Origin of the sequence: Bradyrhizobium paxllaeri (genome assembly GCF_001693515.2) — a bacterium.
GTDB classification, from domain to species: domain Bacteria; phylum Pseudomonadota; class Alphaproteobacteria; order Rhizobiales; family Xanthobacteraceae; genus Bradyrhizobium; species Bradyrhizobium paxllaeri.
The window spans coordinates 5,292,868-5,317,639 of sequence record NZ_CP042968.1 but is presented as its reverse complement, the minus strand read 5'-3'; the positions used below and the strand labels follow the sequence as shown (position 1 = coordinate 5,317,639).

The 24,772-nt window shown below is 59.4% G+C and carries 22 protein-coding genes and 5 pseudogenes; 18 read left to right on the top strand and 9 right to left on the bottom strand.

All coding sequences use genetic code 11. From position 1 onward, the window contains the following. Positions 1–196: 196 nt before the first annotated feature. From LMTR21_RS25390 to ltrA (LMTR21_RS25365), 4 genes and pseudogenes are all read left to right on the top strand, one after another. A pseudogene (locus LMTR21_RS25390) lies at positions 197–1,635 on the top strand (IS1182 family transposase). A 572-nt stretch (positions 1,636–2,207) separates the two neighbouring features. After that, entirely contained in the window at positions 2,208–3,530 is a 1,323-nt protein-coding gene (gene ltrA, locus LMTR21_RS25380) for a group II intron reverse transcriptase/maturase (RefSeq protein WP_347339129.1), read from the top strand. A gap of 298 nt (positions 3,531–3,828) precedes the next feature. After that, positions 3,829–4,053, top strand: a complete 225-nt coding sequence (locus LMTR21_RS25375) for a hypothetical protein (RefSeq protein WP_065754688.1) — start codon at positions 3,829–3,831, stop codon at positions 4,051–4,053. A 1,671-nt stretch (positions 4,054–5,724) separates the two neighbouring features. Then, positions 5,725–7,113: a group II intron reverse transcriptase/maturase gene (gene ltrA / locus LMTR21_RS25365; RefSeq protein ID WP_084030799.1), complete on the top strand. Its 1,389-nt coding sequence runs from the start codon at positions 5,725–5,727 to the stop codon at positions 7,111–7,113. A 110-nt stretch (positions 7,114–7,223) separates the two neighbouring features. Here ltrA (LMTR21_RS25365) and LMTR21_RS25360 read toward each other — a convergent pair whose 3' ends face one another. Both LMTR21_RS25360 and LMTR21_RS25355 read right to left on the bottom strand, forming a co-directional pair. Next, complete coding sequence (locus tag LMTR21_RS25360) at positions 7,224–7,487, bottom strand: hypothetical protein (RefSeq protein ID WP_065754687.1); 264 nt, start codon at positions 7,485–7,487, stop codon at positions 7,224–7,226. Further along, positions 7,471–8,111, bottom strand: a pseudogene (locus LMTR21_RS25355) (SOS response-associated peptidase). Before LMTR21_RS25355 ends, LMTR21_RS25360 begins: the two are co-directional and overlap by 17 nt. Before the next feature lie 298 nt (positions 8,112–8,409). On the opposite strand from LMTR21_RS25355, the gene LMTR21_RS25350 reads away from it, so the two are divergent. Together LMTR21_RS25350 and LMTR21_RS25340 are read left to right on the top strand one after the other, a co-directional pair. Continuing rightward, positions 8,410–9,189: a hypothetical protein gene (locus LMTR21_RS25350; protein WP_141688448.1), complete on the top strand. Its 780-nt coding sequence runs from the start codon at positions 8,410–8,412 to the stop codon at positions 9,187–9,189. 436 nt (positions 9,190–9,625) lie between these two features. Further along, positions 9,626–9,844 (top strand): hypothetical protein, encoded by a 219-nt coding sequence (locus LMTR21_RS25340; protein WP_065754685.1) that lies wholly within the window; start codon positions 9,626–9,628, stop codon positions 9,842–9,844. A 706-nt stretch (positions 9,845–10,550) separates the two neighbouring features. On the opposite strand, the gene LMTR21_RS25330 is transcribed toward LMTR21_RS25340, so the two are convergent. Then, positions 10,551–11,024, bottom strand: coding sequence for a hypothetical protein (locus LMTR21_RS25330; RefSeq protein ID WP_141688447.1), 474 nt, complete (start codon positions 11,022–11,024; stop codon positions 10,551–10,553). Here LMTR21_RS25330 and LMTR21_RS41950 point away from each other — a divergent pair. From LMTR21_RS41950 to LMTR21_RS25305, 4 genes and pseudogenes are all read left to right on the top strand, one after another. Continuing rightward, a pseudogene (locus LMTR21_RS41950) lies at positions 11,011–11,444 on the top strand (ATP-dependent DNA ligase). The gene LMTR21_RS25330 and the pseudogene LMTR21_RS41950 sit on opposite strands and share 14 nt — an antisense overlap. Before the next feature lie 253 nt (positions 11,445–11,697). Then, a complete protein-coding gene (locus LMTR21_RS41640) occupies positions 11,698–11,949 on the top strand; it encodes a hypothetical protein (protein WP_065754683.1) in 252 nt (83 codons plus the stop codon). Positions 11,950–12,249: 300 nt separating this feature from the next. Continuing rightward, the gene (locus LMTR21_RS25315) at positions 12,250–13,524 is read left to right on the top strand and encodes an IS256 family transposase (protein WP_065750578.1); all 1,275 of its coding nucleotides are present in this window, start codon (positions 12,250–12,252) and stop codon (positions 13,522–13,524) included. Positions 13,525–13,998: 474 nt separating this feature from the next. Further along, complete coding sequence (locus LMTR21_RS25305) at positions 13,999–14,328, top strand: nuclear transport factor 2 family protein (protein WP_065756776.1); 330 nt, start codon at positions 13,999–14,001, stop codon at positions 14,326–14,328. A gap of 357 nt (positions 14,329–14,685) precedes the next feature. Here the strand turns inward: LMTR21_RS25305 and LMTR21_RS40285 are convergent, their stop codons facing one another. Together LMTR21_RS40285 and LMTR21_RS41070 are read right to left on the bottom strand one after the other, a co-directional pair. Next, positions 14,686–14,856, bottom strand: coding sequence for a hypothetical protein (locus LMTR21_RS40285; protein ID WP_187399189.1), 171 nt, complete (start codon positions 14,854–14,856; stop codon positions 14,686–14,688). 2,094 nt (positions 14,857–16,950) lie between these two features. After that, positions 16,951–17,128 (bottom strand): annotated as a pseudogene (locus LMTR21_RS41070) (transposase); the annotation flags it as partial. Between the two features lie 2 nt (positions 17,129–17,130). Between LMTR21_RS41070 and LMTR21_RS25290 the strand changes: the two are divergent. The 3 genes and pseudogenes from LMTR21_RS25290 to LMTR21_RS25280 all read left to right on the top strand — a co-directional run. Continuing rightward, positions 17,131–17,304: pseudogene (locus tag LMTR21_RS25290) on the top strand (IS256 family transposase); the annotation flags it as partial. A 1,032-nt stretch (positions 17,305–18,336) separates the two neighbouring features. Then, positions 18,337–19,074: a glycoside hydrolase family 12 protein gene (locus tag LMTR21_RS25285; protein WP_065756779.1), complete on the top strand. Its 738-nt coding sequence runs from the start codon at positions 18,337–18,339 to the stop codon at positions 19,072–19,074. 804 nt (positions 19,075–19,878) lie between these two features. Next, a complete protein-coding gene (locus LMTR21_RS25280) occupies positions 19,879–20,211 on the top strand; it encodes an AMP-binding protein (RefSeq protein WP_141688674.1) in 333 nt (110 codons plus the stop codon). On the opposite strand, the gene LMTR21_RS25275 is transcribed toward LMTR21_RS25280, so the two are convergent. Further along, the gene (locus tag LMTR21_RS25275; protein ID WP_065756782.1) at positions 20,184–20,465 is read right to left on the bottom strand and encodes a hypothetical protein; all 282 of its coding nucleotides are present in this window, start codon (positions 20,463–20,465) and stop codon (positions 20,184–20,186) included. The genes LMTR21_RS25280 and LMTR21_RS25275 overlap by 28 nt on opposite strands. 105 nt (positions 20,466–20,570) lie before the next feature. Between LMTR21_RS25275 and LMTR21_RS25270 the strand changes: the two genes are divergently transcribed. Both LMTR21_RS25270 and LMTR21_RS25265 read left to right on the top strand, forming a co-directional pair. Beyond that, positions 20,571–21,062 (top strand): hypothetical protein, encoded by a 492-nt coding sequence (locus tag LMTR21_RS25270; protein WP_065756783.1) that lies wholly within the window; start codon positions 20,571–20,573, stop codon positions 21,060–21,062. Between the two features lie 86 nt (positions 21,063–21,148). Continuing rightward, positions 21,149–21,520: a hypothetical protein gene (locus LMTR21_RS25265; protein WP_065756784.1), complete on the top strand. Its 372-nt coding sequence runs from the start codon at positions 21,149–21,151 to the stop codon at positions 21,518–21,520. Positions 21,521–21,536: 16 nt separating this feature from the next. Here the strand turns inward: LMTR21_RS25265 and tnpC are convergent, their stop codons facing one another. Genes tnpC through tnpA form a run of 3 tightly spaced genes read right to left on the bottom strand, consistent with a single transcriptional unit; the run spans position 21,537 to position 23,994 of the window. Continuing rightward, positions 21,537–23,201, bottom strand: a complete 1,665-nt coding sequence (gene tnpC / locus LMTR21_RS25260; RefSeq protein WP_148635933.1) for an IS66 family transposase — start codon at positions 23,199–23,201, stop codon at positions 21,537–21,539. Between the two features lie 47 nt (positions 23,202–23,248). Continuing rightward, positions 23,249–23,569, bottom strand: coding sequence for an IS66 family insertion sequence element accessory protein TnpB (gene tnpB / locus LMTR21_RS25255; protein ID WP_430642467.1), 321 nt, complete (start codon positions 23,567–23,569; stop codon positions 23,249–23,251). Between the two features lie 23 nt (positions 23,570–23,592). Further along, complete coding sequence (gene tnpA / locus LMTR21_RS41945) at positions 23,593–23,994, bottom strand: IS66-like element accessory protein TnpA (RefSeq protein WP_148635932.1); 402 nt, start codon at positions 23,992–23,994, stop codon at positions 23,593–23,595. Between the two features lie 79 nt (positions 23,995–24,073). On the opposite strand from tnpA, the gene LMTR21_RS25240 reads away from it, so the two are divergent. From LMTR21_RS25240 to LMTR21_RS25235, 3 genes are read left to right on the top strand one after another with little or no spacing between them, the layout of a single operon-like run. Further along, positions 24,074–24,373: a hypothetical protein gene (locus tag LMTR21_RS25240; protein ID WP_065754949.1), complete on the top strand. Its 300-nt coding sequence runs from the start codon at positions 24,074–24,076 to the stop codon at positions 24,371–24,373. A 13-nt stretch (positions 24,374–24,386) separates the two neighbouring features. Then, the gene (locus LMTR21_RS40280) at positions 24,387–24,536 is read left to right on the top strand and encodes a hypothetical protein (protein WP_156435685.1); all 150 of its coding nucleotides are present in this window, start codon (positions 24,387–24,389) and stop codon (positions 24,534–24,536) included. Positions 24,537–24,539: 3 nt separating this feature from the next. Further along, a complete protein-coding gene (locus LMTR21_RS25235; protein ID WP_065754948.1) occupies positions 24,540–24,767 on the top strand; it encodes a hypothetical protein in 228 nt (75 codons plus the stop codon). The last annotated feature ends 5 nt before the right edge of the window (positions 24,768–24,772 follow it).

Sequence of the window (24,772 nt, the reverse complement as noted above, 5' to 3'; positions counted from 1 at the left end):
ACCGAGACAGTACCGCATCGAAGTCCGCCCGGTAGCAAAGGAAAACCAATGTCCGTGCGGTCATTGAGTTCCGGCGCCGCTTTGGGAGAGTAAGCGGAAGATTTTTGCTCGATCAGAGTATTGCCGGTTTTGACCCTGGCTGTGCGAAAACGCTGTGCCGCTGTTATGATTCTCCCGTGATTCTGTGGGGGAATTGATGATGCGCTTCGTTGCGGGGGCGGGCCGTGGGCAATGGACGCTATTGCCGGAATGCCTCGATGATTTCATTGACGAGAGCAATCCTGTTCGCGTGATCGACGTATTTGTCGATGCGCTCGATCTGGCCGAGATGGGCTTTGAGGGGGTTGAGCCGGCGGCGACCGGTCGGCCGTCGTACCATCCCTCGGTTCTGCTGAAGCTTTACATCTACGGCTATCTGAACCGGGTGCAGTCGAGCCGGCGGCTCGAACGAGAAGCCGGGCGCAATGTCGAGATTATGTGGCTGCTGGGTCGGCTCACTCCCGATCACAAGACGATCGCGGACTTCCGCAAGGACAACGGCCTGGCGCTGCGCAAGGTCTGTGCGCGTTTTGTCGAACTCTGCCGTGAGATGGGCCTTCTCGCGACGGCGAGCGTCGCCGTCGATGGGAGCAAGTTCAAAGCCGTGAACAACCGGGACAAGAACTTCACAAGGGCGAAGGTGCAACGGCGGCGCGCTCAGCTTGAGGAGAGCGTCGCGCGCTATCTCAGCCAACTTGACACGGCGGACCGGCAGGAGCCGACGGAGGCGCTGGCGACGAAGGTGACGAGGCTTACCGAGCAGCTGACAAAGCGGAGGGAGGAAATGGTCAAGCTTGCTTTCTATGAGAAGCAAATGCTTGCTTCGCCTGACCAGCAAATCTCGCTGACCGATCCCGACAGCCGCTCGATGGCGACGAGCGGCCGCGGCTCTGGCGTTGTCGGGTACAACGTGCAGGTCGCCGTGGACACCGAGCACCATCTGATTGTGACGCACGAGGTGACGAACAGCGGCTCAGATCGGGCACAACTTGCCAATATGACCAAGCAGGCGAAGGCTGTTCTCAAGACCGAGACGCTCGATGCCGTGGCCGATCGCGGCTACTTCAACAGCTCGGAAATCCTCGCGTGCCATGAAGCAGGCATCACGGTAACTCTGCCCAAACCGCTGACATCGGGTGCTAAGGCGGACGGACGCTTCGGCAAACAGGACTTTGCCTATTTGCCAGAGGTGGACGCCGATCGCTGTCCAGCTGGGGAGCGCTTGCCGTATCGCTACACAAACGAAGAAGAAGGCAAGATGCTGCGGCGCTACTGGACCACGGCCTGTCAACGCTGTTCGCTCAAATCCCAATGCACGCCGGGCCAGAGCGGCGGATTACACGGTGGGAGCACGAGCATCTGCTCGAGGCTGTGCAGCAGCGCCTCGACGCAAAGCCAGAGGCGATGCGCCAGCGTCGAGAGACAGTCGAGCACCCATTCGGCACCATGAAGGCACGCATGGGGGCGACACACTTCCTCACGAAAACGCTCCCAAAAGTAGCCGCCGAGATGGCGCTTTCGGTCCTGGCCTACAATCTGACACGGGTCATGAACATCGTCGGGATCAAGCCGTTGATCGCTGCGATCGCGGCCTGAGATAACCCCGCTTTTGGCTCTCAGATCCGACCTCCTCTAAGACCGTTTTTACACGGGTGCGCCGGGAGACCGGCAAGGAGTAGGTGGTGCAAGTCCACTACGATGAAGGAATAGCGAACCGCATCGACCCCGAGCCGTGCGCAGGCATCCGCGAGGATGCCGGCGAAGCGTCGGCAGGGGAACGTGCAGGCCAACCATTGAGCCGCGATAGAAAACTAATTCCGGGTGCCGACGCTGTCTGTGTAGCGGAAGGCAACATGCCCAAGAGCGTCATCGCAAGCGCTTGGGTGACCCGGCGTGGTCGAAGAACCTGGCATGCACGCACGCTCCTTGCACGGGAACCGGGAGATCTCCGGGTCGGCCGAAAGCCCCCTTGGGCGGACGGTCCGCGGCGGGAAGGCGAGGAGCCGTAGCCGCCGATGCACGATCCGGAGAAGTCAGACTCTGCCGTAGTAGCTGGGAAGTCGCCGAACAAAGCCGGGTCTCCGGCAGCGGAGGTAGCGGAGCAAAGGGCAGGGACCAAGAGGAACGCGGATCAGCAAAGCACGCACCGGACGCAGACCCGGACGCGCGTGACCCAAGCGCTGAACCGCGTACGGCAAGCCGCAAGGCAAAGGAAGAAGGAGCGGTTCACTGCGCTTCTCCACCATGTCAACGTCGACACGCTCTCGGCAGCATTCTACGCGCTCAAACGCAAAGCCGCCGCTGGAGTCGACGGGGTGACCTGGCAGGACTACGAGGTGAACCTCGGGCGCAATCTCGAGGATCTCCACGGAAGAGTCCATCGGGGAGCGTATCGGCCTCATCCATCGCGCCGGACGTACATACCGAAGGCGGATGGTCGACAACGGCCGCTGGCAATCGCGGCTCTGGAAGACAAGATCGTCCAGGGCGCATGCGTCATGGTGCTCAACGCGATCTACGACGAGGATTTCCTCGGGTTCTCGTACGGGTTCCGACCTGGACGAGGGCCGCACGATGCGTTGGATGCTTTGACGGTGGCGATCACCCGCCGGAAGGTGAACCACATACTTGACGCCGACATCCGGGACTTCTTTGGCAGCGTCAACCACGACTGGTTGATCCGCTTCCTGGAACACCGCATCGGTGACAAGCGCATCATCCGTCTGATCCGCAAATGGCTCAAGGCGGGCATCCTCGAAGATGGGATCGTATCCGTAGCTGAGAGTGGAACTGGCCAAGGTTCGGTGATCTCACCACTCCTCGCCAACATCTACTTGCATTACGTGTTCGATCTGTGGGCCGAACGCTGGCGACGGCAGGAGGCCCGCGGCGACATGATCGTCGTGCGCTACGCCGATGATCTGGTAGCTGGCTTCGAGCACGAGGACGACGCCCGTCGCTTCCTCGATGCACTGCGTGAGCGGTTCGGGGCATTCTCGCTGTCACTCCATCCGGGCAAGACCCGCTTGATTGAGTTCGGCCGCCACGCGGCAGCCGAGCGCAAGAAGCGCGGTATCGGTAGACCGGAGACCTTCGCTTTCTTGGGCTTCACCTTCATCTGCGGCAAATCTCGACGGGGAGCCTTCCAATTACAGCGGAAGACCCGGCGCGACCGCATGCGGGCGAAGCTGCAGGAAATCAAGACGGAGCTGCGGCAAAGAATGCACCAGTCGATCCCGTCTCAGGGACACTGGTTGAGGCAAGTCGTTACAGGCCACTTCGCCTACTATGCCGTGCCCACAAATAGTCGGGCGCTCTCAGCGTTCCGGCATTACGTGGCCGACCTCTGGCGCCGCACGCTTCGGCGGCGCAGCCAGAAAGACGGCTTTACGTGGGACCGGATGACGAAGCTGGTCGCCGGCTGGCTTCCCGCGCCGCGCATCCTTCATCCCTGGCCCGACCGGCGCTTCGCCGTCAAACACTCGAGGTAAGAGCCGGATGCTCGAATCGGGCCTGTCCCGATCTGTGCGGGGGGTGCCCAGCAACGGGCATCCCTACCGCGATCCAAGACCCAGACCGGAAGTCCCGCTTGTGACGGCGAAGATCGGTAAGCTCGAAATAAACAGTCTCTGAACTGCCCGTTCGGCCGACGTTCACGTCAACCCGGTTAAGGTCTCCACCTAGGAACTGAAAGTTAGTGAACCCATAGACGTAGTTCCCAGCGGTGGGGCCCTACTCCACGCCGCCCAATAATCTACGCAGGGACACACTCACAATGGAGGAGACGTTATGAAGAAGTTTCTTATTCCGGCTGCAACCGTAGCAATCATGACAGGCGCTGCCTACGCTCAGACGGAATTTTATGTCGTGCAAGACACCTCCACGAAGAAATGTACCATCGTGGATAAGAAGCCGACCACCACCACCACTGTCGTAGTTGGCGACGGCAAGGGGTTCAAGTCGCGCACCGCAGCTGAGACCGGGATGAAGACCATCAAGGTCTGCGCGAACTAGGGTTGGCGGTGGCGAGAAGCGATAACGCCCGCTCCGTGCCTTCCCATCGACAATAAAGAGGCCGCCGAAGCGGCCTCTCTATTCACCGGTACATAGCAACTGGAGGATTAGAAATGTTGAAAGCAATGCGCAACTATGCGTTCGGCGCCGCAGCGGCAACCGCTCTTTTTGTAATTCCGATCTCGGCCTTTTCCCAATCCATTGAGGTTGGACCGGGAGGCGTCCGAGTGTACGACGGTCGAGGGGGTGGGCAATGCGAGCAATTGCGGCGTGCCTGCGAAAACAAGGACGCGCTAGGGGAACGGGGCGAAGGAAATTGCCGCAGATACCGTGAGACCTGCCAAAGACCAGTTCGGAGGGATGTGTGCGCCGAATTGAGACAAGCCTGCCTCTACAAGAACGAATTGGGCGAACAAGGCGCAGGAAATTGCCGCAGGTATCGCGAGACTTGTAGAGGTCGCCTGTAAAGGTGGTCTTGCAGGGTGATCCGGCATCGCTCGACACCGCCCCGCGCAGCGGTCATCCCGAAGGCCGCCTCGGTTGGCGGCCTCGTTCATATCAGGCCAAGCCTGCAAGTCGCCTGTTGTGAAGGGTTTCGGATGCCGGCCCAATGAGTGACGGTGCCGCGAGCTCCGAGGGCCGGCGTCCGAAAGCCTCCAAAGGAGGAAACCGCGCTGGGGGGACGTAGGACGATGCCGCGTGATCGAGCTAAGTCGCGTCAAACAACCTTCAGACGATCAATAGGGTCGTCTATGGGGATTTAATGTTTGGCGGCACCTGTACTTTCAAGGGCTTGGCCGTAGTAAAAATACCACAGCACACAACCTAAACGTGAGGTCCTCGATATTCGAATCTCATGAGGCAAACTGATCTCTATCGATCTGGAAAGCCACCGGAGCTACTGAGCCGAAACTGTTTTGAGTCGCTCGTCAAGAGTATCACCGCATTTGTAATTCTGCTTGCGTCGAGATTCCTGGGCTGGGTCCAACGAGCGCGATGGTGCACACAATCACGGTCGAGAATGCCGGGTTCGAGTTGGCTCTTGTGCAATGGGGGTGCTCCGCCACGAACTTCCAGATCAGCAGGTCCTCGATCATCGGATCATCGCCAGCAACGGGCTAATTGCACCGCGCGTCACGATGAGCTGTCGCCTATTGCTTCGCCGTGTCGCCAGCCGCGGGGTTCTACCGCGCGAGCGGTTTAGTCGTGTGCTGGGCATGCTCAGTAGCTTGGAGGTGAAAGTCCTCTACCCAACCTGATGGAGGTGAAGGGTTAGCGACAACGCAAGGGCTATCGTCGCGAGGCGAGGTCTGAAGGAAGCGTACAGCAAACGTGCGAGTCGATGGACAAACATCGGGTACAAGGCGCGAGCGTCGGACGAGCGGGCGACTTACCGCGAAGTCCATATCCATCAAGGATGCGAAGCGTAGACCCGGCGACGGTGCACGGAAGGCGACTGAGCTTACCCCAGGAGATCTGCTCGGTGTCGCTTCGGCGACTGAGAGCGCCGTGAGGCGGTCTGATCGCAGGGCAGAAGTCAGCAGAGGGCGTATTAGGCCATGCTGTCGGTAAGGCTAGTGAGGCACTCCGTCGCCGAAAGGTGGAGTCAACAGATAGGCCGAACCGGAAACGATGGCTGAAGGCCCGAACGAGAGGAGAGGCAAGTAGGACATGAACCTCGAAGGCGACAAGCGGCTGAACATCCAGTTGAGATTGGACTTCTCATCGGCGCCGAAGGGTGAAGCCCGGCAGGCGGGACGGGAAGACATCGAACCGCTTTCGGTGGTGAATGAATCCGAACGCCCAGCCAACACGCATCGAATCATGGAGGAAGTATGTGAGCGAGCAAACCTGAAGGAAGCATTGCGGCAGGTGAAGAGCAACAAAGGTAGTGCGGGCATCGACAGCATGACTGTCGGTCAACTCGAAGACTACCTAAAGCAGCACTGGCTGGCTATTCGGGAGAAACTGCTGATCGGGACCTACGAACCGAAACCGGTGAGGCGGGTGGACATCCCGAAGCCGGATGGAGGAGGGGTGCGAAAGCTTGGCATCCCTACCGTGCTGGACCGCTTTGTCCAGCAAGCGGTGATGCAGGTGCTGCAAAAGCGGTGGAACCCGACGTTCTCCCAACACAGCTATGGGTTCCGACCGCGCCGATCGGCACATCACGCCGTGGCTCAAGCGCAGCAATATATCGCTGCAGGCTACAGCTGGGTGATTGATCTCGATTTGGAAAAGTTCTTCGATCGAGTCAATCATGACAAACTGATGGGCCAGATCGCCAAACGCGTCGAGGACAAGCGGTTGCTGAAGCTCATCCGGGCATTCCTCAATGCCGGGGTGATGGAGAACGGACTGGTCAGCCCGAGCGTGGAAGGGACTCCGCAAGGAGGACCGCTTTCGCCACTGCTCAGTAACCTCGTGCTCGACGAACTCGACCGTGAGCTGGAGTACCGGGGACACCGCTTCGTTCGTTATGCGGACGACTGCAACATCTACGTTCGCAGCGAACGCGCGGGTCAGCGGGTGATGGAGAGCATCACGCGCTTCATCACACAAAAGCTCAAGCTCAAGGTAAACGAGGCAAAGAGTGCGGTGGCACGACCGCAGGAACGGAAGTTCCTCGGGTTCAGCTTCTCGGCTGGTCCGGAGATCAAGCGCATGATCGCGCCGAAATCTCTGGAACGGTTCAAGCGGCGAATCCGGGAGATCACGCGAAGGGCCAAGGGCGTCAGTATCAAGACGACAATGGAAGAGTTGGCCACGTATATGCGGGGCTGGCGCGGCTATTTCGGCTTCTGCGAAACGCCCGAGGTGCTGATCGCTCTCACTCGCTGGGTCCGGTTGCGACTGCGGGCCGCTCTATGGCGTCAGTGGAAAACACCACGGCGTCGCCGAGCGGCACTCATCGCGCTGGGAGTCGCGGGGGAGTTGCGCAATACGGCCGCCAGCGGCCGTGGCACCTGGCATCTCGCCCGGAGTAAAGCCCTCTCTATCGGGCTCTCCAATGCCTACTTCAAATCGCTCGGTCTCCCGACCTTGATCGAAGCGCGTTAGCGCAACTTCTCGAACCGCCGTATACGGAGCCGTACGTACGGTGGTGTGGGAGGGGCGGAGCCGCGAGGCTTCCCCCTATCCCGATCGTTGGGGATAAGCGGACATTTGTCTTAGGCAAATAGATCAGCGCCGCTCTGCGTTAGCTTCACGAACGTTCCGCTCTCGTGCAATTCCAGCCAGCCACGCTCGATAGCGAGCGCGAGGCCAGCGCTGTATTCGGCCGGTGTGCCCTTGTGCTTGAACAGGAACTGCTCGTTGATTTTCTCGATGTAGATCCGACCATCGTGGCTAGGTTCGAAGGCGCGCGCGTGCTCCATCAGGCGGCGCGCGGCTTTCTCGGGGTCGGAGTAGGGGCGATCACTCGTAAGCTTCATCTGCTGCTTTGTCTTCCTTGTCAGCGGCTCTAGCAACTACCCTGATCGCATGGTCGGGTAACGGACGCTGCAGGGCCTTGGCCTCGTCCCACGGTGCTCGCATCCAGACGTAGTGTTCCTCGTCTGTCTGCAGGATGACCGGCATGGCCTTCGGGTGGATCGGTTCAACGACAGCGTTCGGCGTTGTGGTGAGGAAACCGTAGACCAGGTGCGGCCCCGGGACGGGGTTCGATTTGGTACCGCGGTCGCCTTTGCATTCGGTCCAGATGCCGGCAAAGCAGGTCAGGGGCCGATCATCATTGATGGCGAACCAAACGACGCGCGTATTCGGCAAAGCTGTTGAACGGCACCAAGCAGCGGCTTTCCGGTTTCAGCCAGCCGCGCCAATGCGGCGAGGAAGTGTTGCGGATGTTAGTCACGGGCGGCCCGCCTGTCCGGGGCGGTGACGGCATGCCCCAGCGCATCAGGACTAGCTCGCGCTCGGCGCCGGCGTTACGGACGACGGGCGCCGGATAGTCCGGAAACACGCCTGGCATCGGCGGCAGGTTGCCGACGTAGCTGCATCACGTGGAAGAGCGCTCGAATTGCTTCTTGGTTGGTCGTGATCGAATAAAGGTTACACACAGCCCGTACCTATAGCGCCTGACATCCGTTCCTGGCCCCAAAGCCTAGTAAAGTTGCGGAGATACGCCAATCTCAAATTACGACGATGAGTACCAAGACGCGTGAGGTCATATGGGGTGGCCGGATCGCCTGCAGTGTCCCACTCGCCATAGCTGCCGCTAGAAAGACCTCTCACTCGTCTCACCAGCTGGGTGCGGAAGGAGGACTCGTTCTTGAACAGCAGAGGGTCATGGTCCTAGAGCAGATACATCGCGATGACCGTTATCGCGACATCGCGGCCTGACACGGTGTTGGCCAGTTGCAGAAGTTCGTTGGTCGAAGCCCTTACGAAGCGGAAGATAGTCTTCGGAGGCTGCGATCTCCAATCGCGTATCAACACTTCCCAGCGTTGGTCGCAGATGGACCAGAGTTTCGCATCTGGTTGCTTCGCGATCCTCGCCTGAACCATCTCGATGAACGGCTTCAGGTCGGCCTTGCTGACCGTCCGCTGTTCTTCATGGCTCTGTCGGCGCTTGCGGGACCTATGCTTGGAGCAAAGATGGGAGTGACCGGCGCGAGCATTCGCGCAGCCATTTACTCGGCAGCGTGGCATCGTATTCCTTGGATGTTTGCATTCCGCAGCCATGCCCAGACAGACCGACGCAAACTGTCGCGAGGCAGCTCACTTTCAAGACGGGTCCTGACCGAGATCAGCCCTCGTCACAGCGCGGCCTTTAGCATCGCCCCAAAGATCATCGCAAGTGAAAAATCCAATCAACTTATTGATTTTACTTCGATATTTGGAGTGCTTCCATATCTGGAAGGCGTCCATGAGTTACGGGTGGTTGACGCCAAGTTCTTATTTTGTTCTAATCCCTTCTCGCGCAGGGGTGGCGCAATGGGACTTGATCAAATCCGTGCAGAGATAGCCTTGAGGCGGCTGGTCGGTAGGCAGCGGAAGGAACTGCTTCAGCTACAGCGAGGCAGCACCGCCTTGGCGTCAGCGAAGGCTCTGTTGCAGCGGTTGCTGGACAAAATCGAACACGTTCTGCGCCGAACGCGACCGATTGAAGGCCAAACTACCCCAGCCAAAAGGTAAGGTGCTTGGAGGCCGCAAATGGGGAAACACTTCCAAGGCGATCCTGATCCGCCGCCCTTCATCAGGGCGCTGGAGGACCTCCCCCACTTGGCCACCCGCGAGGGCTACTGCTATACCACGTTCAGGCCATCTTGGTGGCCATCGATCAGTACGCCGCCAAGGCGTTCGGCAACCGCGAATACTTTCTCAACAAGCCGTGCAGCATCGGGAGCAAGATGAACGGCGATGTTCCTTAAATCTGCGACCGCAACGGAATGGCTGGGCCAGTCGGCGGGTGATCAAATCCGGGTGCCATAATCTCACGGAACGGTGAGGCTGTTTCGTTCGCAGCTTCTCACGAAACCTGCGCGGCTATTCTCGGTCTCCCACGAAACAAAATAATTCTGACGACATCATTTTCTCGCGAAACGGCAAAGTCCTGAAACGCGACAAGTTCATGATCGCGGCATCCACCGACACGAAGGATGCGATCATGTTCAAGCTATTCTTCTCAACGGGCACAATTGGAATCGGAATTGCTGTTGCAGCTTTGATCGCATGGTCGCAGGCCGTTACGCCGCTGCAAGCGACTACTGCATCATCGACGATCAACCCCACCGACATCATGGCGACTTACAAGGCTTCGTTACCAGTCGAGCAGTGGGACGCCATCTGAAGTTCTGTGTAGTTCTAGTTTCCTCCCAAGTAACCTAGCCCCGGTCCATCGCCGGGGCTTTTTTACGTGGGCAAAGGTCGCTAAGTCCGCTACCGAACAGTCAAGGTTCGCCAAAGACAGATAGGTTGTTCCATCACCGAGCGGTTATGGGCAGATGTCGGTGATGTGAACGCAATGTGCGCTCCCGCCTCACTCAAGCAGGGGAGCAGCGCCAATGCTGAAGCATCGTCGTATCAAACAGACGGAATCTCTGGAATGTCGGTTGGCAGAAGAGGCAAGGCTCGCTCCGCGAGCAGGCCGAGTTGCTACCTCATGGAGCAGAGCGGGAGGCCGCACTTCGAAAGGCCGACCAGGCTGACACCGCGGCACACATGAGCGACTGGTTAAGGTCACCCGGCCTGAAATCTCCAACGTAACTTGACCTCGACAACCAACCTTGAAGTGCGGAGGCCCAACGAAGGCATTCTCACCGGACGACGACGGTGCTTGCAAGCACTGCCGTTACGAGCAGCGCTGCGCCGAAGATTGCTACGCCAAGACAGATTCGTGCTGCTATTGAATACGAATCGAGTTGGGGCAGTTCGATCACGACACGCTCCCTTGTGATGTGCAGGCGGGAGCGCAATGGGTCTCTCAGCCACCGACGCCTACAGACAAAGCCTTGGCCGGTAGTGCCGGGTTAACCTTAGGGAACCTGGGTTGGTTGCTAGAAGGTCCGCGCCAGCGTGATGGTGTGGCGAACTGCGATCCAGTTTTTTTGGGATGGTCGAAACCAAATGTCCACTTTCTGAGTTAGTGGAATCGCCCAACCAACCACGGGCGGCGTCACATGAGTGAACAGCTCGACTCTTCCGAAGTGTCCCGGCAGGCAATCCCTCCGACTAATTACTGTGCGTATTGTGGCGGGTTCACCGTGGCGATGGCTGTTCTCGATGCTCGCCAAGGCAAGAGCTACCGGCTGCTGCGCTGTCCAAGCTGCGGAAAGATGAGTTGGATCGAAGAGCGGTGTTCCGCCAAGTACCAACCACTCAGCATTGGTGGTGGAAGCAACGATCACGTCCCCTGATTGTTCGGGATTCCTGCGGAGTGGGTAAGAATGTCCGCCGTTGCCTTCCAGCGCGGCGGGCATTTTTTTATGAGTTTGCGTTGTGTCGAAGCGTATTTCCATGCCGGGATTCATCCGGCCTCAACTAGCCACGTTGAAATCCAAGGCACCGCCTGGCGATCAATGGCTGCATGAGATCAAATACGACGGCTACCGCGTCCAGGTTCATGCCAATCGCGGTCGGAAGAAGGTCTACATCCGCAGCGGGGTGGACTGGACAAAGCGCTTCTCATCCATCGCTGCCGCTCTCGACATCCCGGCCAGGCTATCGTTGATGGGGAAGTCGTTGTGGTCCATGAGGGGCGCACCCACTTCAGCGAACTGCAGGCGGAGTTAGCGGCAGGTAGACAGGGCCGGCTGGTCTATTACGCCTTCGATCTGTTGTGTCGTGACGGTGATCTGCGCCAATTACCCCAGATTGAACGCAAGCAGACCTTGCTGCCCAGCTCGGTGAGAACGCAATCGAACTGCCTGTGTTGTATTCCGAACACCTGACCGGGGATGGTCAACAGATGTTTGACCATGTAGCCAAGTTGAATTGGGAAGGTATCATCTCGAAGCGGGCTGACGCCGCGTACCGATCAGATCGCAACGAAAACTGGCTGAAGATCAAGGCGGTTCACAAGGGCAAGTTTCCGGTTATCGGGTTTGTGAAAGATCCGACGGGTGTTGCTGCGCTGTATCTTGGAAGGCGGGAAGGCAGTGATCTGGTTTACATGGGTAAGGTCGGACGGGCTGGTGCCGCACCGTGTCCAACCAAATCAGGCGGCAGCTCGACACGGTGGTCAGCCCCAAGTCCAAGCTAACCAAGGCCATTAGGAAGCCAAAGGCGACATGGGTTGAGCCGAAGTTCTACGCCGACGTTGAATACCGGGACATCGCGTCGGAGGGCTTGTTGCGGGGTGATCGACAACATTGCTTGCATGATGAGACGTGGCGAACGGCGCAGGCTGTTGCTCTCGAACGCCGCCATCGATGCGTACAGGAAGCGATCGATTAGGCGGGTATCGTGATCGACCCCCTTGCAAGGTCTGTCTTGGTATCGGCTGGGTTTGCGAGAACCACCCAACGCAAGCATGGGCGGAAGAATCGGGTTGTCAGTGCGGGGCCGGAATGCCTTGCGAATGTGTTCGCGCTGACGGCCTCGAAGAGCCTGACGTGAGCCAGATAATCGAAGAGAGACCATCAGCCCGAAACTAGGGGGATGTCCCGGGGTTCTGTTGAATTTCTGAAGAGGTCGGCGTTGCCCCCCTTGAGCCGGTAGGCTCGGGGTGCTGATTCCACAAAGGAGAGCAACGCCATGACGAGAGATATCACACCGGCTGGTTCGCCGGCGACCGGGGCTGTGGACGAAGCGTTTGCAGAAGTGCGGGCGAGCTTCGATCGGTTCTGCCTTGCGGCAGGGATCGAGGCGCTCGGCACGATGATGGAGGCGGATGTCACGGCGGCCTGCGGGCCGCGCCACGGTCGCGACGCGGCGCGGCGGGCGCACCGTTGGGGCCGAACGCGGGGACGGATCGGCTTCCACGGCGGCAAGATCGAGGTCGAGCGCCCGCGGGTCCGGGGCCTGGACGGCCGCGAGGTCACGATCCCGAGCTGGGAAACGGCGGCGGAGGAGGACTGGCTTGGTCGCTGGGCGATGAACCTGATGCTGATCAATGTATCGACGCGCCGGTTCGGCCGCGCTGTCCGGCTGCCCGAGGGTGATGTGCCGGCACCGCCCGGATCGGGGGTTTCGAAGTCGGCGGCCTCGCGGAGGTTTGTGGCGCTGTCGGCGGCGCGGCTGGCCGACTTCATGGCTGCCGATCTGTCCGCGCTCGACCTTCTGGTGGTTCAAATCGACGGGCTGCATCTCGGCGACGATCTCGTGCTGGTCGCCGCGATCGGGGTCGACGGTGAAGGCAACAAGCATCCGCTGGCGCTGGTGGAAGGGGCAACCGAGAACGCCGCAACGGTTCAAGCCCTGCTGGACAACCTGGTCTCCCGCGGGCTCGCCCCGACGGTGCCAAGACTGTTCATCGTCGACGGCGCGAAAGCGTTGTCGAAGGCGATCCGCCGCACCTTCGGTTCGGCCGCCGCGATCCAGCGCTGTCAGATCCACAAGGCGCGCAACATCACGGAACGCCTGCCGAAAGAGCATCATGCGGCCACCCGTCGGGTGCTGCGCCAGGCCTGGGAGCTCGATGATGCCGACAAGGCTGAAAAATTGATCCGCAATCTCGCGCGTCGACTCGACCAGCAATGGCCCGGCGTAGCGGCCAGCATTCTCGAAGGCCTCGACGAAATCCTGACTGTCGTCCGGTTGAAGCTGCCGAAGGAGCTGCGTCGATCGCTCGCCTGTACCAACATCGCCGAGAACATGATGGGTACCATTCGCCGCGTCACGCGCAACGTCAAACGCTGGCGGGATGCCGGCATGGCCTTGCGATGGGTCGCGGCCGGCATGATCGAGGCCAACAAGGGCTTCCGACGATTGAAGGCGCATAAGCAATTGTCGGTTCTGCGTGCGGCCCTTCAAGCTCACCACGATCGCATGACGATCAAGCCCGTTGCCCACGTCACGAGAGCCGCGTAACATTCATTCCGCCAACGCCGGTCCGACGTAGTTCAACAGCGATCGGGACATCTCCGAAACTAGCGCCGCGACTTCTTAGCGGCCGTGCGCCGATTGTAAGGGGAACGGTTGGTGCGTCTCAGGGAGATGCCCTCGCGTTGCGCCTTGCTTGCTATCGACGCGGGTGGACGTTCCATCTTCAGGCTGATGACGCCAGTTGGCGTGTTGGCCTTGGCAAGCGAGCGTAGTTGCTTTACTTCCTTGTCGCTCCACGGCTGACGCGAGCGGCGTTTGTATTTCGGGTTTGCTTTGTGCGGTCCCTTCCTGCCAATAGGTGATCCAGGTCGCTTCGATGCTGGTTGTCGTCTTGCTGCTATGTGCACCTCCAATGATGGTTAAGGCGCGATTGGGCGGCTGGTTCCCTCCATGACATTGAGATAATGTTCGCGCTGGCCGTCCTATCCCGGCTGACCAATGGAAAGTAGATATGGGAACATGACGCCCTATGACCCGATGGCCGTCGCGGTAGACTGGCTAGACGCTTACTGCGCTCGTCGCATCAACCAGATGGTTAGGATGCACAGCCCTGACGCTCTGATCGACTGCACCTGTGGAGGTAGCAACGCCATCTACGGTCAGGAAGTTATTGCGGCCTATTGGAAGCGCCGGTTCATTGAAAGTCCGGTGCTCGAACTACTAGATTTGCACGTGGCCGGTGAGGATGTGCTGGTCACCTACCGAACCAGAAGCGGGATGATCGTCGAGGCACTGCTAAACATCGCAGAGGATGGCCTGATCACTTATTGCTCTTGTGGTTCTGTTTGATCGGCGACGTTAGCGATTAGGGGCGGCTCAATGCAGGACATGCTAGCGCAGTTGGAGAAGCTACGCAGGGATGCGGCAGAGTGCGAGCTAATCCGAGACTTGGCGACCGATCCAAAGAAGCGCCAACTATTCGACCGGCTAGCGGCCCATCTGACACAGCTAGCGTCTGAGGTCGAGCAGACGATGCTAAGGTACGGGAAGGGATAGGTGCGACTACTGAAGGGCGGCCCGACGCATGACGTTGTGGGACGACACACGTCGGGCCTTGCCACAATAAGGTTCAGCCCCAGTATGGCCATTAGCCGCGCTGGCCCAACAACGCTATAGCCCTTCACTGGGGTCGGGAACACCGTGGGACTACGGAGGCTCGCCAGTGTTCTTCGATCGATGGGTGCGCTCGCGCAAGCCTTCCAAGGCTAGGCGGGCGTGGTGCGCAGCCTTGCGATCGCCGGTCTTCTCGATGTGCTCCAATGCCCACAACAAGTATTGCATGGCAGTCATGGCATCAGAATCATGGCGAATGGTCATGACGTCCTTCGTACACAATCTCCTTTTGATCGTCGTCGCTGCCGTTGCATACGCGAAATGCGCAAGTGACGGTCACTCAAGTATCAAACTGCACAGACCGGTAACTGAAGACCAGCCAACACCTTCACGTCCTCCAGAAGTCCTTGAACCTTGTTGGCGATAGCTCGGTGTACCTCAAGGTGTGCTGGTGTTGCGGTGGCCGAGACAGACTTCAAGGCGCTGATGTGTGGCTGCATTAGATCGCATTCACGCCTTATAGATCGCACCGCGTGAGCAACCGAGTTGCTTGGCAATGGCAGTCGCGCCAAGCCAACGTGTCGGAGCCGTTCACGAACTTGGCCATTCTGCTCCAGAGCACCAGGTTGCCGCTGGCGTAAGTGAGCCGGCTTTCCCGTAGTGCCAGAACATCCTGGACCAATTTCTTCGTGCGGGAATCGTCGGCCGAGATAATCACTTTGCACGACCCGTCCTGCGTAGTCTAATTAAAAAGGGTCGGCTCGCGCCGAACACGGCCTTCTGTTTGGATTTCTGCTTAAAGGTTGCGATGTGCCCCGCCGGCTCGGTGAACTTGGTGGCAATCGCGAACATTGATGTTCGCCGGTTCTTCACTTCCGAGCATAAGCGGCATCAGTGCTTGACCGGGATCAATCGAGCGCGGCTCATTGGCAGTCCCTGAGACGGGCCGCCCGCGAGCGCTTTGGCAGTGGCGGGTTAATCGCCGTGCCGCTCGCGGAATCTGGTGAGCGCCTTGCATGGCGAGCGGAAATACGCGCAACTGCCTGCTTTTGAATGACGTTGCTGACCGTCGGACTTCCGACATCGTCGTCTTGAACCAGACAAGGTGGCGCTCGTGTGATGTCGGTTGCCTCTCAACGCGCGGCAGCTAGATTTTCGGTTTCGTATTGGGGGAGGAAGATCATCACAAGACCGGAACGGCGGCCGCCGCGCTAGCGTCTCGATCCTGGTACAAGTTCCTTTAGGTCCAGGTGCTGATCGCGATCCTGATCAGAGTCCTCGTCCGCTGTTGTCGCCGCCTCGCGACTAATGACTGGTCTCTGCTCGGGCGATAGCACGTAACAGCCTATCATCTATCTGCTCGTCTTCGCTATGCAAGATTGGTTGGCCGCGCTACCAAGCTACCGCGCGATTTCTAAAGCGGGAATACGGGCATCAGTTCGTTCAGCCGGTCTGAATACGTGCGCGGTTGGCCATTTGAATTCCAAGGTTTCCCATGTTCACTTCCTAATCTCACAATGGACGTGTGTTCGGCGACCGTAGCGCAACTTTTGAGACCCGTCCTTTACCAATCCTGATAGGTGCCTCGCAGGCCTTTGTTGGCGATACTGCTCAACCGAAGCAGGAGCGACCCACAATGAAGATGGTTGTTTGGAGTGCGCTTGGCGTTTTTGCGTTTGGAGTCTTTGCGGTAGGCGCCTTCGGATGGATATTAAGGCCGTTTATGAGCGAGCCTGTGAGGCAGATGCTGACGAAGCTATTAAGCAGCTCAACTGGTATTGAGGCGAAGTCCCCACGAGAGGATTAGAAGCTTTGGTGGAGTAAATTCCGACCTCAGCCGTTTGAGAAATCTGTCGACCAAACGATCAGATACATCGAAAGCGGCAGATGCCAGTGCGACGTGAAATCGTCCAGTCTGACCGCGAAATCGACGACATTCGTTATTTCGCAATTGCCGCGAGCGGCTCGCTCGTCTGATCAAGACTCATCAATGATGAAAGTGGTATCGCTGGACACCGATCCGCCGGCTCCTCTAGGCGGATCCGTTGGTGCTCGACGCCAGGGGGCGTCCTAATGTTAGTTGCCGACCGCAATGGACGATAGTCTTGGCGAGTTCTTCGCCGAGCTCGGTTAGGACTTCGTTGCAGCTTGCTCGAGCGCAGCATGAATTCCCTCCGGACGTCGCGATTTTGGGTGACGAGGTGACCAGGCGGCGCTGTTAGCCGGCATTTGGATGATCTCGATGCCATCGTTGAATCTGACACCCGCAATGATCTTCGGCAACTGTTTGTGCCTTTGGGCCGCCAAAGCTCGTGATGCGGCGATGACACTTCAGCCTGGCGGTGGTCGGCGACAACGAGAACGTGGTGCGCACGTCCTGTGCCGCATGGTGACGAACACGCTCTCGATGCGATTGGTCGTGCGCAGGTGGTCGCAATGCTCGGCAGGAAAGTCGCAGAAGGCCAGGAGCGTCGCGGTCCTTGACCAGACATTCGACCGCCCGGCCGTACTTGGCGCGGTATTTCTCGGCGAATTGGCGAGCGGATCCGGTTCAGCTCGACGATCCTGCCGCTGTGGGCACGGCGGACCCGAAGTCTGGATGCGCTGTTGCCAGTGCTGTATCTGCGCGGCATCTCGACCGGGGATTTCCAGGAGGCGCTGACCGCCTTGCTGGGTGAGGACGCGCCGAATCTGTCGCCTGCGGTGATTTCCATGGAAGCACTGAGCAGCCTCGGTTGAATGGTGGCTCAGCTGAGCGGCCTGCCACTTTCTCAGCTCTGTTTTGAGATTAACACTGCATCAATTGCGGCTAGCTGCGTTGGCCTGCTTCACACTTCCAGATTCCATACAGAATGCCGATACCGTCAGCGGCACTCACTTAAGGTGAGCCTCATTCCAAGAAACCTCTTTTCAAGGCTGCCCGTAACAGCGCAGAGGAAGCAGTTGGCCAAGTTTGCGCTTCATGACCATAGACAATCCTCATCAATAATCTGGCGAGCTAGGCGAAAGGATCGAGATCGTTCATCTTGCAAGTATTCGTTCAGGGCGCGACGAAGGCCCAGTATTCGACACTACTGTCGACATAGCGCCCATTGCGGCACATCTACGACGTGCTAGCGCGCCTACAAGAAGCATGATCAGGCTTGGTCGAGCAGAAGAACAGCGCGGGCGATCTGGCGATTCCTTAGATCGGTCGCTTATCACCTGTCTCGGACTGGCGCTGAAACCAGTGTCGCCCGCCTTTTCGATTCTTCGGGATGAGAGGGTGCTGCGCTTTTCGGGAAGCACCCAAAGACAGCTCACGATCTTAAGCCGGACCCATCTTGCACAGCATAACGCATGATATCGGTGAAGCAGCCTAATCTGCATCGTCGGGGCGCCCGTTGTTAACACCACGAGACCAGCGGCAGCTTTCCGGAGCAGGCCGTCGGGCTCGACGTCGAGACCTTTCTTGTCGGGCTAAGGGCTCTCAGATTGCCGACGGACGCGCACGTCTGGTGCGGCATGGTTATAGTTCGGCGCAAAACGATCGAGACCTGCGTAGGCCTGGATCCAGTGCAGTCCGCGATCGTGCTGCGACACGCCCAGTATCTAGGTGCAGTACTTCCGGCGTTCAGAAGCAGAACCCGCCTTCCTGTTGCGAATACGAGGTCAAGCGCGCAAAAGATGCCGCGGTTCTCGTTGTGGCATCACTTTTGCTTGCTGCTGGGTCGCTGGCGGGCAGATCTCAGGTGGAGATTTAGAATGTCTGAGTTGTCGAAGCTGAACGTACTTGCGCTGCCTTTTGCGGTAATGATTGCGCTGTTCCCAGCGTCCGCGAAAGCGCCGATCTGGAGTTCGAGCGATCAATACGGTACTTATTCCCTTAATGGCTATTCCTGGAACAACGACGTATATGGCCAAGGTGCTGGGCCTCAGACGATCTCGGTGCATGCGGTCAATCAATGGAATGTGTGGTCGAACCAACCTGAAACCGACGGCATCAAGAGCTATCCCCACCAGGCCTTCAACGTTGGGAAACGGCTGAGTGCGATTAACAACCTGAGCTCAAGCTTCAATCAGAGCGTCCCGACTGGCGGCCGTTGGAACTTCGCCTACGATATCTGGGACAGCTCAAATGGTTATGAGATAATGCTCTGGACCAATTACACGGGGAATCCCGACGGAGGCGGCGATGTTAAGCCCATTTCTTACAACTACACTTCTTCCGGGGCCGCGATTCCCGTCTACAAAGGCATCAATGTGGGCGGAGCGACTTGGAATGTGTTTGAAGGCTGGAACAAACACAAGGTCATTTCGTTTCTACGCACTTCCAAGACCAACAGCGAGACCGTGGATCTCAAGAGTATCCTGCAATGGATCAAGTCGAAAGGATACTTCGGCGACATAATCGTCGGCAGCGTCCAATACGGCGTTGAGATAACCTCGTCCCCAGGTGGACTAAACTTTGACGTCAACCATTGGGCTGTGACCTCGAAGTGACTACTTTTTTGGGACCGTCGGCGAGGTGATCGTCGGCCCGGAGTGGGCACGGTCTTTGGGCGTTTTCTGTAGCAAGTCGGTGGCTGGAATGGCAGCTTCAGTGTAAATCTGGCCCGGCGTTGGCATGCCCCGCTCAATTCGTCTTCGGAAGCATGGCGACGTTCAGTCTGTAGTTGCCCGCATCTTAGACATCAAAGCCAGCCCAACGTCACCACCGGAAGGGCTGACCCGCTGCAGCACGATCGCTAGGGGTAAGGTGGACTCTTCGATACCATCAAGACCGAACATGGGTGTTATGCGGATTGACACTTCGCGCTGGGAGCGCCAGTACGGAAAGAAGCCTAGCGGGCGCCGCTATTGGCGCTTTCGGATCATCTCGCCCCAAAATACAGCCCAAGATTATGAATTCAGAACGGTCATACCGTTGACCTTCCCCAGCGCGTGCCGCGCCGCAATGGAGAAGGCCCGCCAGCGCGGTTCGGCCCAAATCGTGGTACTCCCTTGAGGGACCGTACGCGGCGGACCATAGAACGCGTTTACCGCAAGACGCGCCGACGTGAGGTGTTCTGCAGGCATCGCCAGTCCGAAGCACTGTATTGCAGATCGAACGAGGTGGGCTCCACGCCAGATCGAGCTGCTGCTAGTTTGATGGATATCGGGTTAAGCCAAACCCACCTTGCGCTCGAACTCAACCGGGCTGAGATAGCCGATCGTCGAGTGTCCTGCGGGTAGTGTTGTAAAATCTGTCTGTCGTCCTTGCATCTGCTGCAATGGTGGCGATATCAATCGCTGGACATTGCCTTCTTGATCACGACGCTGGCTACACTCGCGCTGGAAGATAAGCTCATCAATTTGCAGATTGGAGTAATGCTTGTTGGCGGGGATCGTCTCCAGCGTGTGCCTGGGCTTCTACCAGCGGCTCTCAAGCTCATCAACAACTATGGGCCGACTGAAGCTACGGTCGTGGTGACCTCGGGATGGCTCTTCAGCGACAACGCTGTGCCGCATGGCCGCCCGATCGCGAACACGCGGGTGTACCTGCTGGATGCTCATGGTGCGCCGGTTCCGTTTGGGGGGACCTTTTGCTCGGGGGGCGGGGTGGCGCGCGGCTACCTGATCCGCGATGGCATAAGATAAAGCATTGCAAAATCGATTGCTTGGGTTTTCTGACCACGCCCGGAGATGACATCGGGCGCATACATGCGAGCCCAATTGCGCGACGTGTTGTAGAACAATTGCAGGTCGGGCTTGATGTCCCAAAGCGGCGAGCCCTTGATCCGGCCGCAGTCGTTCCGCTTCGGGCGCAGCTTGCCGGGCGTGAACTGATCCGGCGCGGCATCGAGCGGCGGGAAATAGCGCGGCTCCTTCTCGTCCTTGAAGGTCGCCCACACCCGCACCGCCGCATGTCACCTTCAGACCTTCGATGGCATCCGGGACAATTGGCCGTGGTCGGAGATCGGCTGCGCGTTCTGGGAAGAATCGCGACATAGGCGATCGTGGCCGAGGCGACCGAGGTGCTGCCGCGCGATCCCGAGGGGCGGCTTGCGGTCCGCGCCGAGTTCGCTCGGCGCCAAGTCGAGGCGGTCGCCGCGCGCCGGAAGATCACACTCACCAACCACGACGCAGCGATGTCGCGGGTGCATGCGGCGGTTCGCCATGTGCAAGAGACAATCAACCAGGCCAACGCGACCGGTGATCTCGCTTGGTTCAACGCCGCCTATCGTGCCTGGCGGATCGAAGCAAAAAATTTTGGGCGCGTCATGAGCTACGCCGAGGCGCTCGCACGGCTGCGCAAGGCGGTGACTAAACGACTGATTACCCTTGACGTAATCAATTTGGACGTTGATCTCTTGCCAGGCATCTTCCCCGAGCTGCCAAAGCAAGGCGCAGAAATTTACGTTGACGACTTGAAAAAAACCGGTGCTTTCTTCGCGCACGCGCACGCGCACGCGCACGCGCACGCGCACGAGGCCAAAGCCACACGCTGATGGATCGGGCCGCCGTGGTGTTTCCACACTAAACGCTAGACTGTTCGACCGATCTCGGCGGCGGGATCGGTCTTTTGTGGTTGCCCATGCCAACGCTCGGGGTTGATTTTGATTTCTCGAAGATCAAGCAGCGCGCCATAGACCTAAGCGGGACCGCCGATCAAATCCCCTATATCATGGCGACCACGCTCAACATGCCCGCCGAGAATACCCGGTCATATCTGATCGAGACGACATGGCCGTCGTCGGTCCGCAATCGATCGTTCCTGAAAGCTGCACTGACGACCAAGGGGTCGCGCGAGACGAAGGGCGATCCGTCCGTTAATATTTACGGCGAACCTCGCCCTGCATGCCACGGGTGGCACGCGCCGAGCGAAGGGCGGCAACCTTCCGATCCGTACGCATACGACGAAGACCGCCTGATTGACGCATGCGCGCGGGCGCGGCGGGCTCTATGATGGCGTTGCGTGAAGGTCAGGCGGCCTGCTGACCGGCGGCTTGGCGCAGGAGTTTCCATTCCCAGGGCAGCAGTTCGTGCAGACGCGAAGCGGGAAGATCGGCGATACGGGCGAGGACGTCGGCGAGCCAAGCCTTGGGATCGACGTCGTTGAGGCGACAGGTCGTGATCATCGTCAGCATGATGGCGGCACGGTTGGCGCCACGCTGGCTGCCGGCGAAGGTCCAGTTGCGCCTTCCCAATGCGATGCCTCTCAATGCGCGCTCAGCACAATTGTTGGTCAAGCAGATCCTGCCATCGTCGAGGAAGCTGGCGAAGTCGTCCCAGCGCCTGAGCATGTAGTTGATCGGCTTCAGGACATCGGAGGAGCGCGAGAGGGTTTCGCGCTCACGCAGCAACCAGGCGCGCATGTCATCGAGAAGCGGCTTGCTGTTTTCCTGGCGCACGGCGCGCCGCTCGTCGGCGCCACGGCCGTTGATGGCGCGCTCGATCTCGAACAACGCATCGAGGCGCTTGACCGCCTCCAGCGCGATCGGAGAGACCGGCTTGCCCTTCTTACCTTCCCGAGCATTTTTCTCGATGTCAGCCAGCTCGAAGAAGCCCCGCCGCGCATGGGCAAAGCAAAACGCCGGCGTCATCGGCAGCACTTTCCGCTGCGGGTCGAACAGCGGCTCGAAGCCGCTGTAACAGTCGCACTGCAGGATACCCGTGAAGGCGGCCAGATGCTTCTGGGGGTGCTCGCCTCGTCGGTCGCTCGAGGCGTAATAGACCGCCGCCGGCGGCGCAGGCCCGGCGAAGGGCCGGTCATCCCGCACATAAGTCCAGATCCGCCCGGTCGTGCACTTGCCCTTCGCCAGGATACGGATGGTGGTGTCATCGCCATGCAGGCGCTCGGCCGCGAGCACATGGCGTTCGATCAAGTGGAAGAGCGGCATGACGGCGAAGGTCCCGTGGCCGACCTGATCGGCCAGCGTCGACAACGGCAGGTCGATCCCTTCGGCCTTGAAGCGCGCACTCTGGCGGTTGAGCGGGATATGCATGCCGAACTTGTCGAACAGCATCGTCGCCAGCAATTGTGGGCCGATGAAGCCACGCGGCGTGGCATGAAACGGCGCCGGCGGCTGGCTGATCTTCTCGCAATCGCGGCAGGTAAATTTCTCCCGTACCGTCTCGATCAGCTTGAAGCGCCGCGGGATCTCCTCCAGCGTCCCGGTCACATCCTCACCGATCTTCGCCAGCCGCGATCCACCGCAGCAGGCACAGGTCGTTGGAGCTTCAATGACGACGCGCTCGCGTTCGATGTCATCCGGCCATGGCTTGCGCACCGGCCGCTTGCGCATGAAGGGGCGGACGTTCTGCGTCTTCGCCGCGGCGGCCTGCGCGGCAAGCTCATCCTCGCTCGCCGTGGTGACGAGCTCTTCCAGCTCCAGCTCCAGCTGCTCGAGCAGCCGTGCCGTGCGTTCGGAGCGTTGCCCGTACAGTTCGCGTTTCAGCTTCTCGATCCGCAGCTCGAGATGCGCGATCAGCGCCTCGGTATCCGACAGTTGCGCCTGCGCATTCGCGGCTTGCGCCTGCCAGTTGGCAGCCACCGCCTCAGCTCGCAGCCGTGCCTCACGCTCGGCCTGCAGCGCCGCCAGGGCACTGACGAGGTCCGATGGAAGATCGTCCGGCTTCGATATCATGAAGCCATTGAATCAGATCAAGCAGCAGATTCAAACCGTAAAAGCGGCTATCCGACCCGCGTCGGCCGATGGGTTTCTTGAGGGTTACGCCAATCGATCCCGGACAGCAGATAGCTCAACTGCGCCGGCGAGATCGTTACCGATTCTCCGGCAACCGATGGCCAGATGAACTTTCCTCTCTCGAGTCTTTTTGTGAACAAGCAGGCTCCCTGGCCATCGTGCCAGATCGCCTTCACAAGATCGCTGCGGCGACCGCGGAAGACGAACAGATGACCGCTGAGCGGGTCTTTGTGCAGCACCTCCTGCACTTGGAGTGCCAGCGACGGAAAGCCTCTGCGCATATCCGTGTAGCCTGTCGCGAGCCACACTCGCACATTCCCCGGTATCGCAATCATCGGCGTCCAAGCACATCGAGGACCCGCGCCAACGCCTCCGAATCGACGTGCGCATCCACCCGGATGCACCGTCGGTTGCCGAGATCGATCTCTATCAATCCAGTACGCGCGGCTGCCACGGAGCGAACTCGGCCATCAACCGTAGGCAAAAGCCTCGGAGTTTCCTCAGCCGATGCCGCTACGGCAGCGATCTGCACCGGCGTAAAAGATGGTACAACTTGTTCCGATGTCCGTGCTTGTCGACGCCAGGTAAACACCAAGCTGGCCGCTACTCCGTTGCGACGCGCAACCTCAGTCACCTTCGCGCCCGGCGCCAATGTCTCCTCGACAATCCGTGCCTTGTCGTCCTGCGACCAGCGCCGCCGCCGCTCCAGCCCACCCAAAACCTCGACCCGCATCGCCTGATGACCTTAAAGCTAGACTTAAGGCCACACGCTTCGCGAATTGCCACCCGTCACGCAAGACGGCCCCCGTCGGATGCGTACTCCGATCCCGTCGTCGGTCAACGTGCAACGGACGAGCGGCGGCGCTCGCAAGCAGCAGCAGCCGAAGAACTTGCAGAACAGCCTCAAGCGCGGGCGCTTCATCTTCCAGCGCCAGAGCCGTTCGACTCGCAAGGCGAAGGGCCGCATCAAGCTGATGTATTCGCTGCGGCCGTCGGTGCCGATCCAGCAAGACGTGCCGTTCTACAGGGACTTCGCCGAGGTGATGCGGCAGGAGATGTCGCTCAACCTCGCAATCGCGGTCATCCGCGCCATGTCCACGCGGCGCCGCTAACAGGGAGAGAGCCATGGCGACCAAACCTAGCGACGACGACAAGCACAAGGACAAGGCGCAGGCGGATCATGCCGAGCGCGAGAAGCCGCCCGCGGATCAATCCGAGCAGCAGCAGCCCCAGCCGGAGGATCCCCGCCAGGGCGTGCCGCCCTATAAGGACTGACCCGTGCTGATCGAGCGCGTGGCCCGAGACAGGGTGATCAATCACCTCGATCCCGAGTACCTCGCGCAATGGCGCTCCTACTATCGAAAAATCGTCGAGCGTTACGTCGCGGGCGCCCTGTCATGGAGCGACGCCCACAATGCGCTGATGTCCCTCGGCTTCCGCGACCATGCGCTCAAGATCGAACTGCTCGAGCTCGACAAGGCTCGCGACCGGCAAGGACATGGCTGATGATC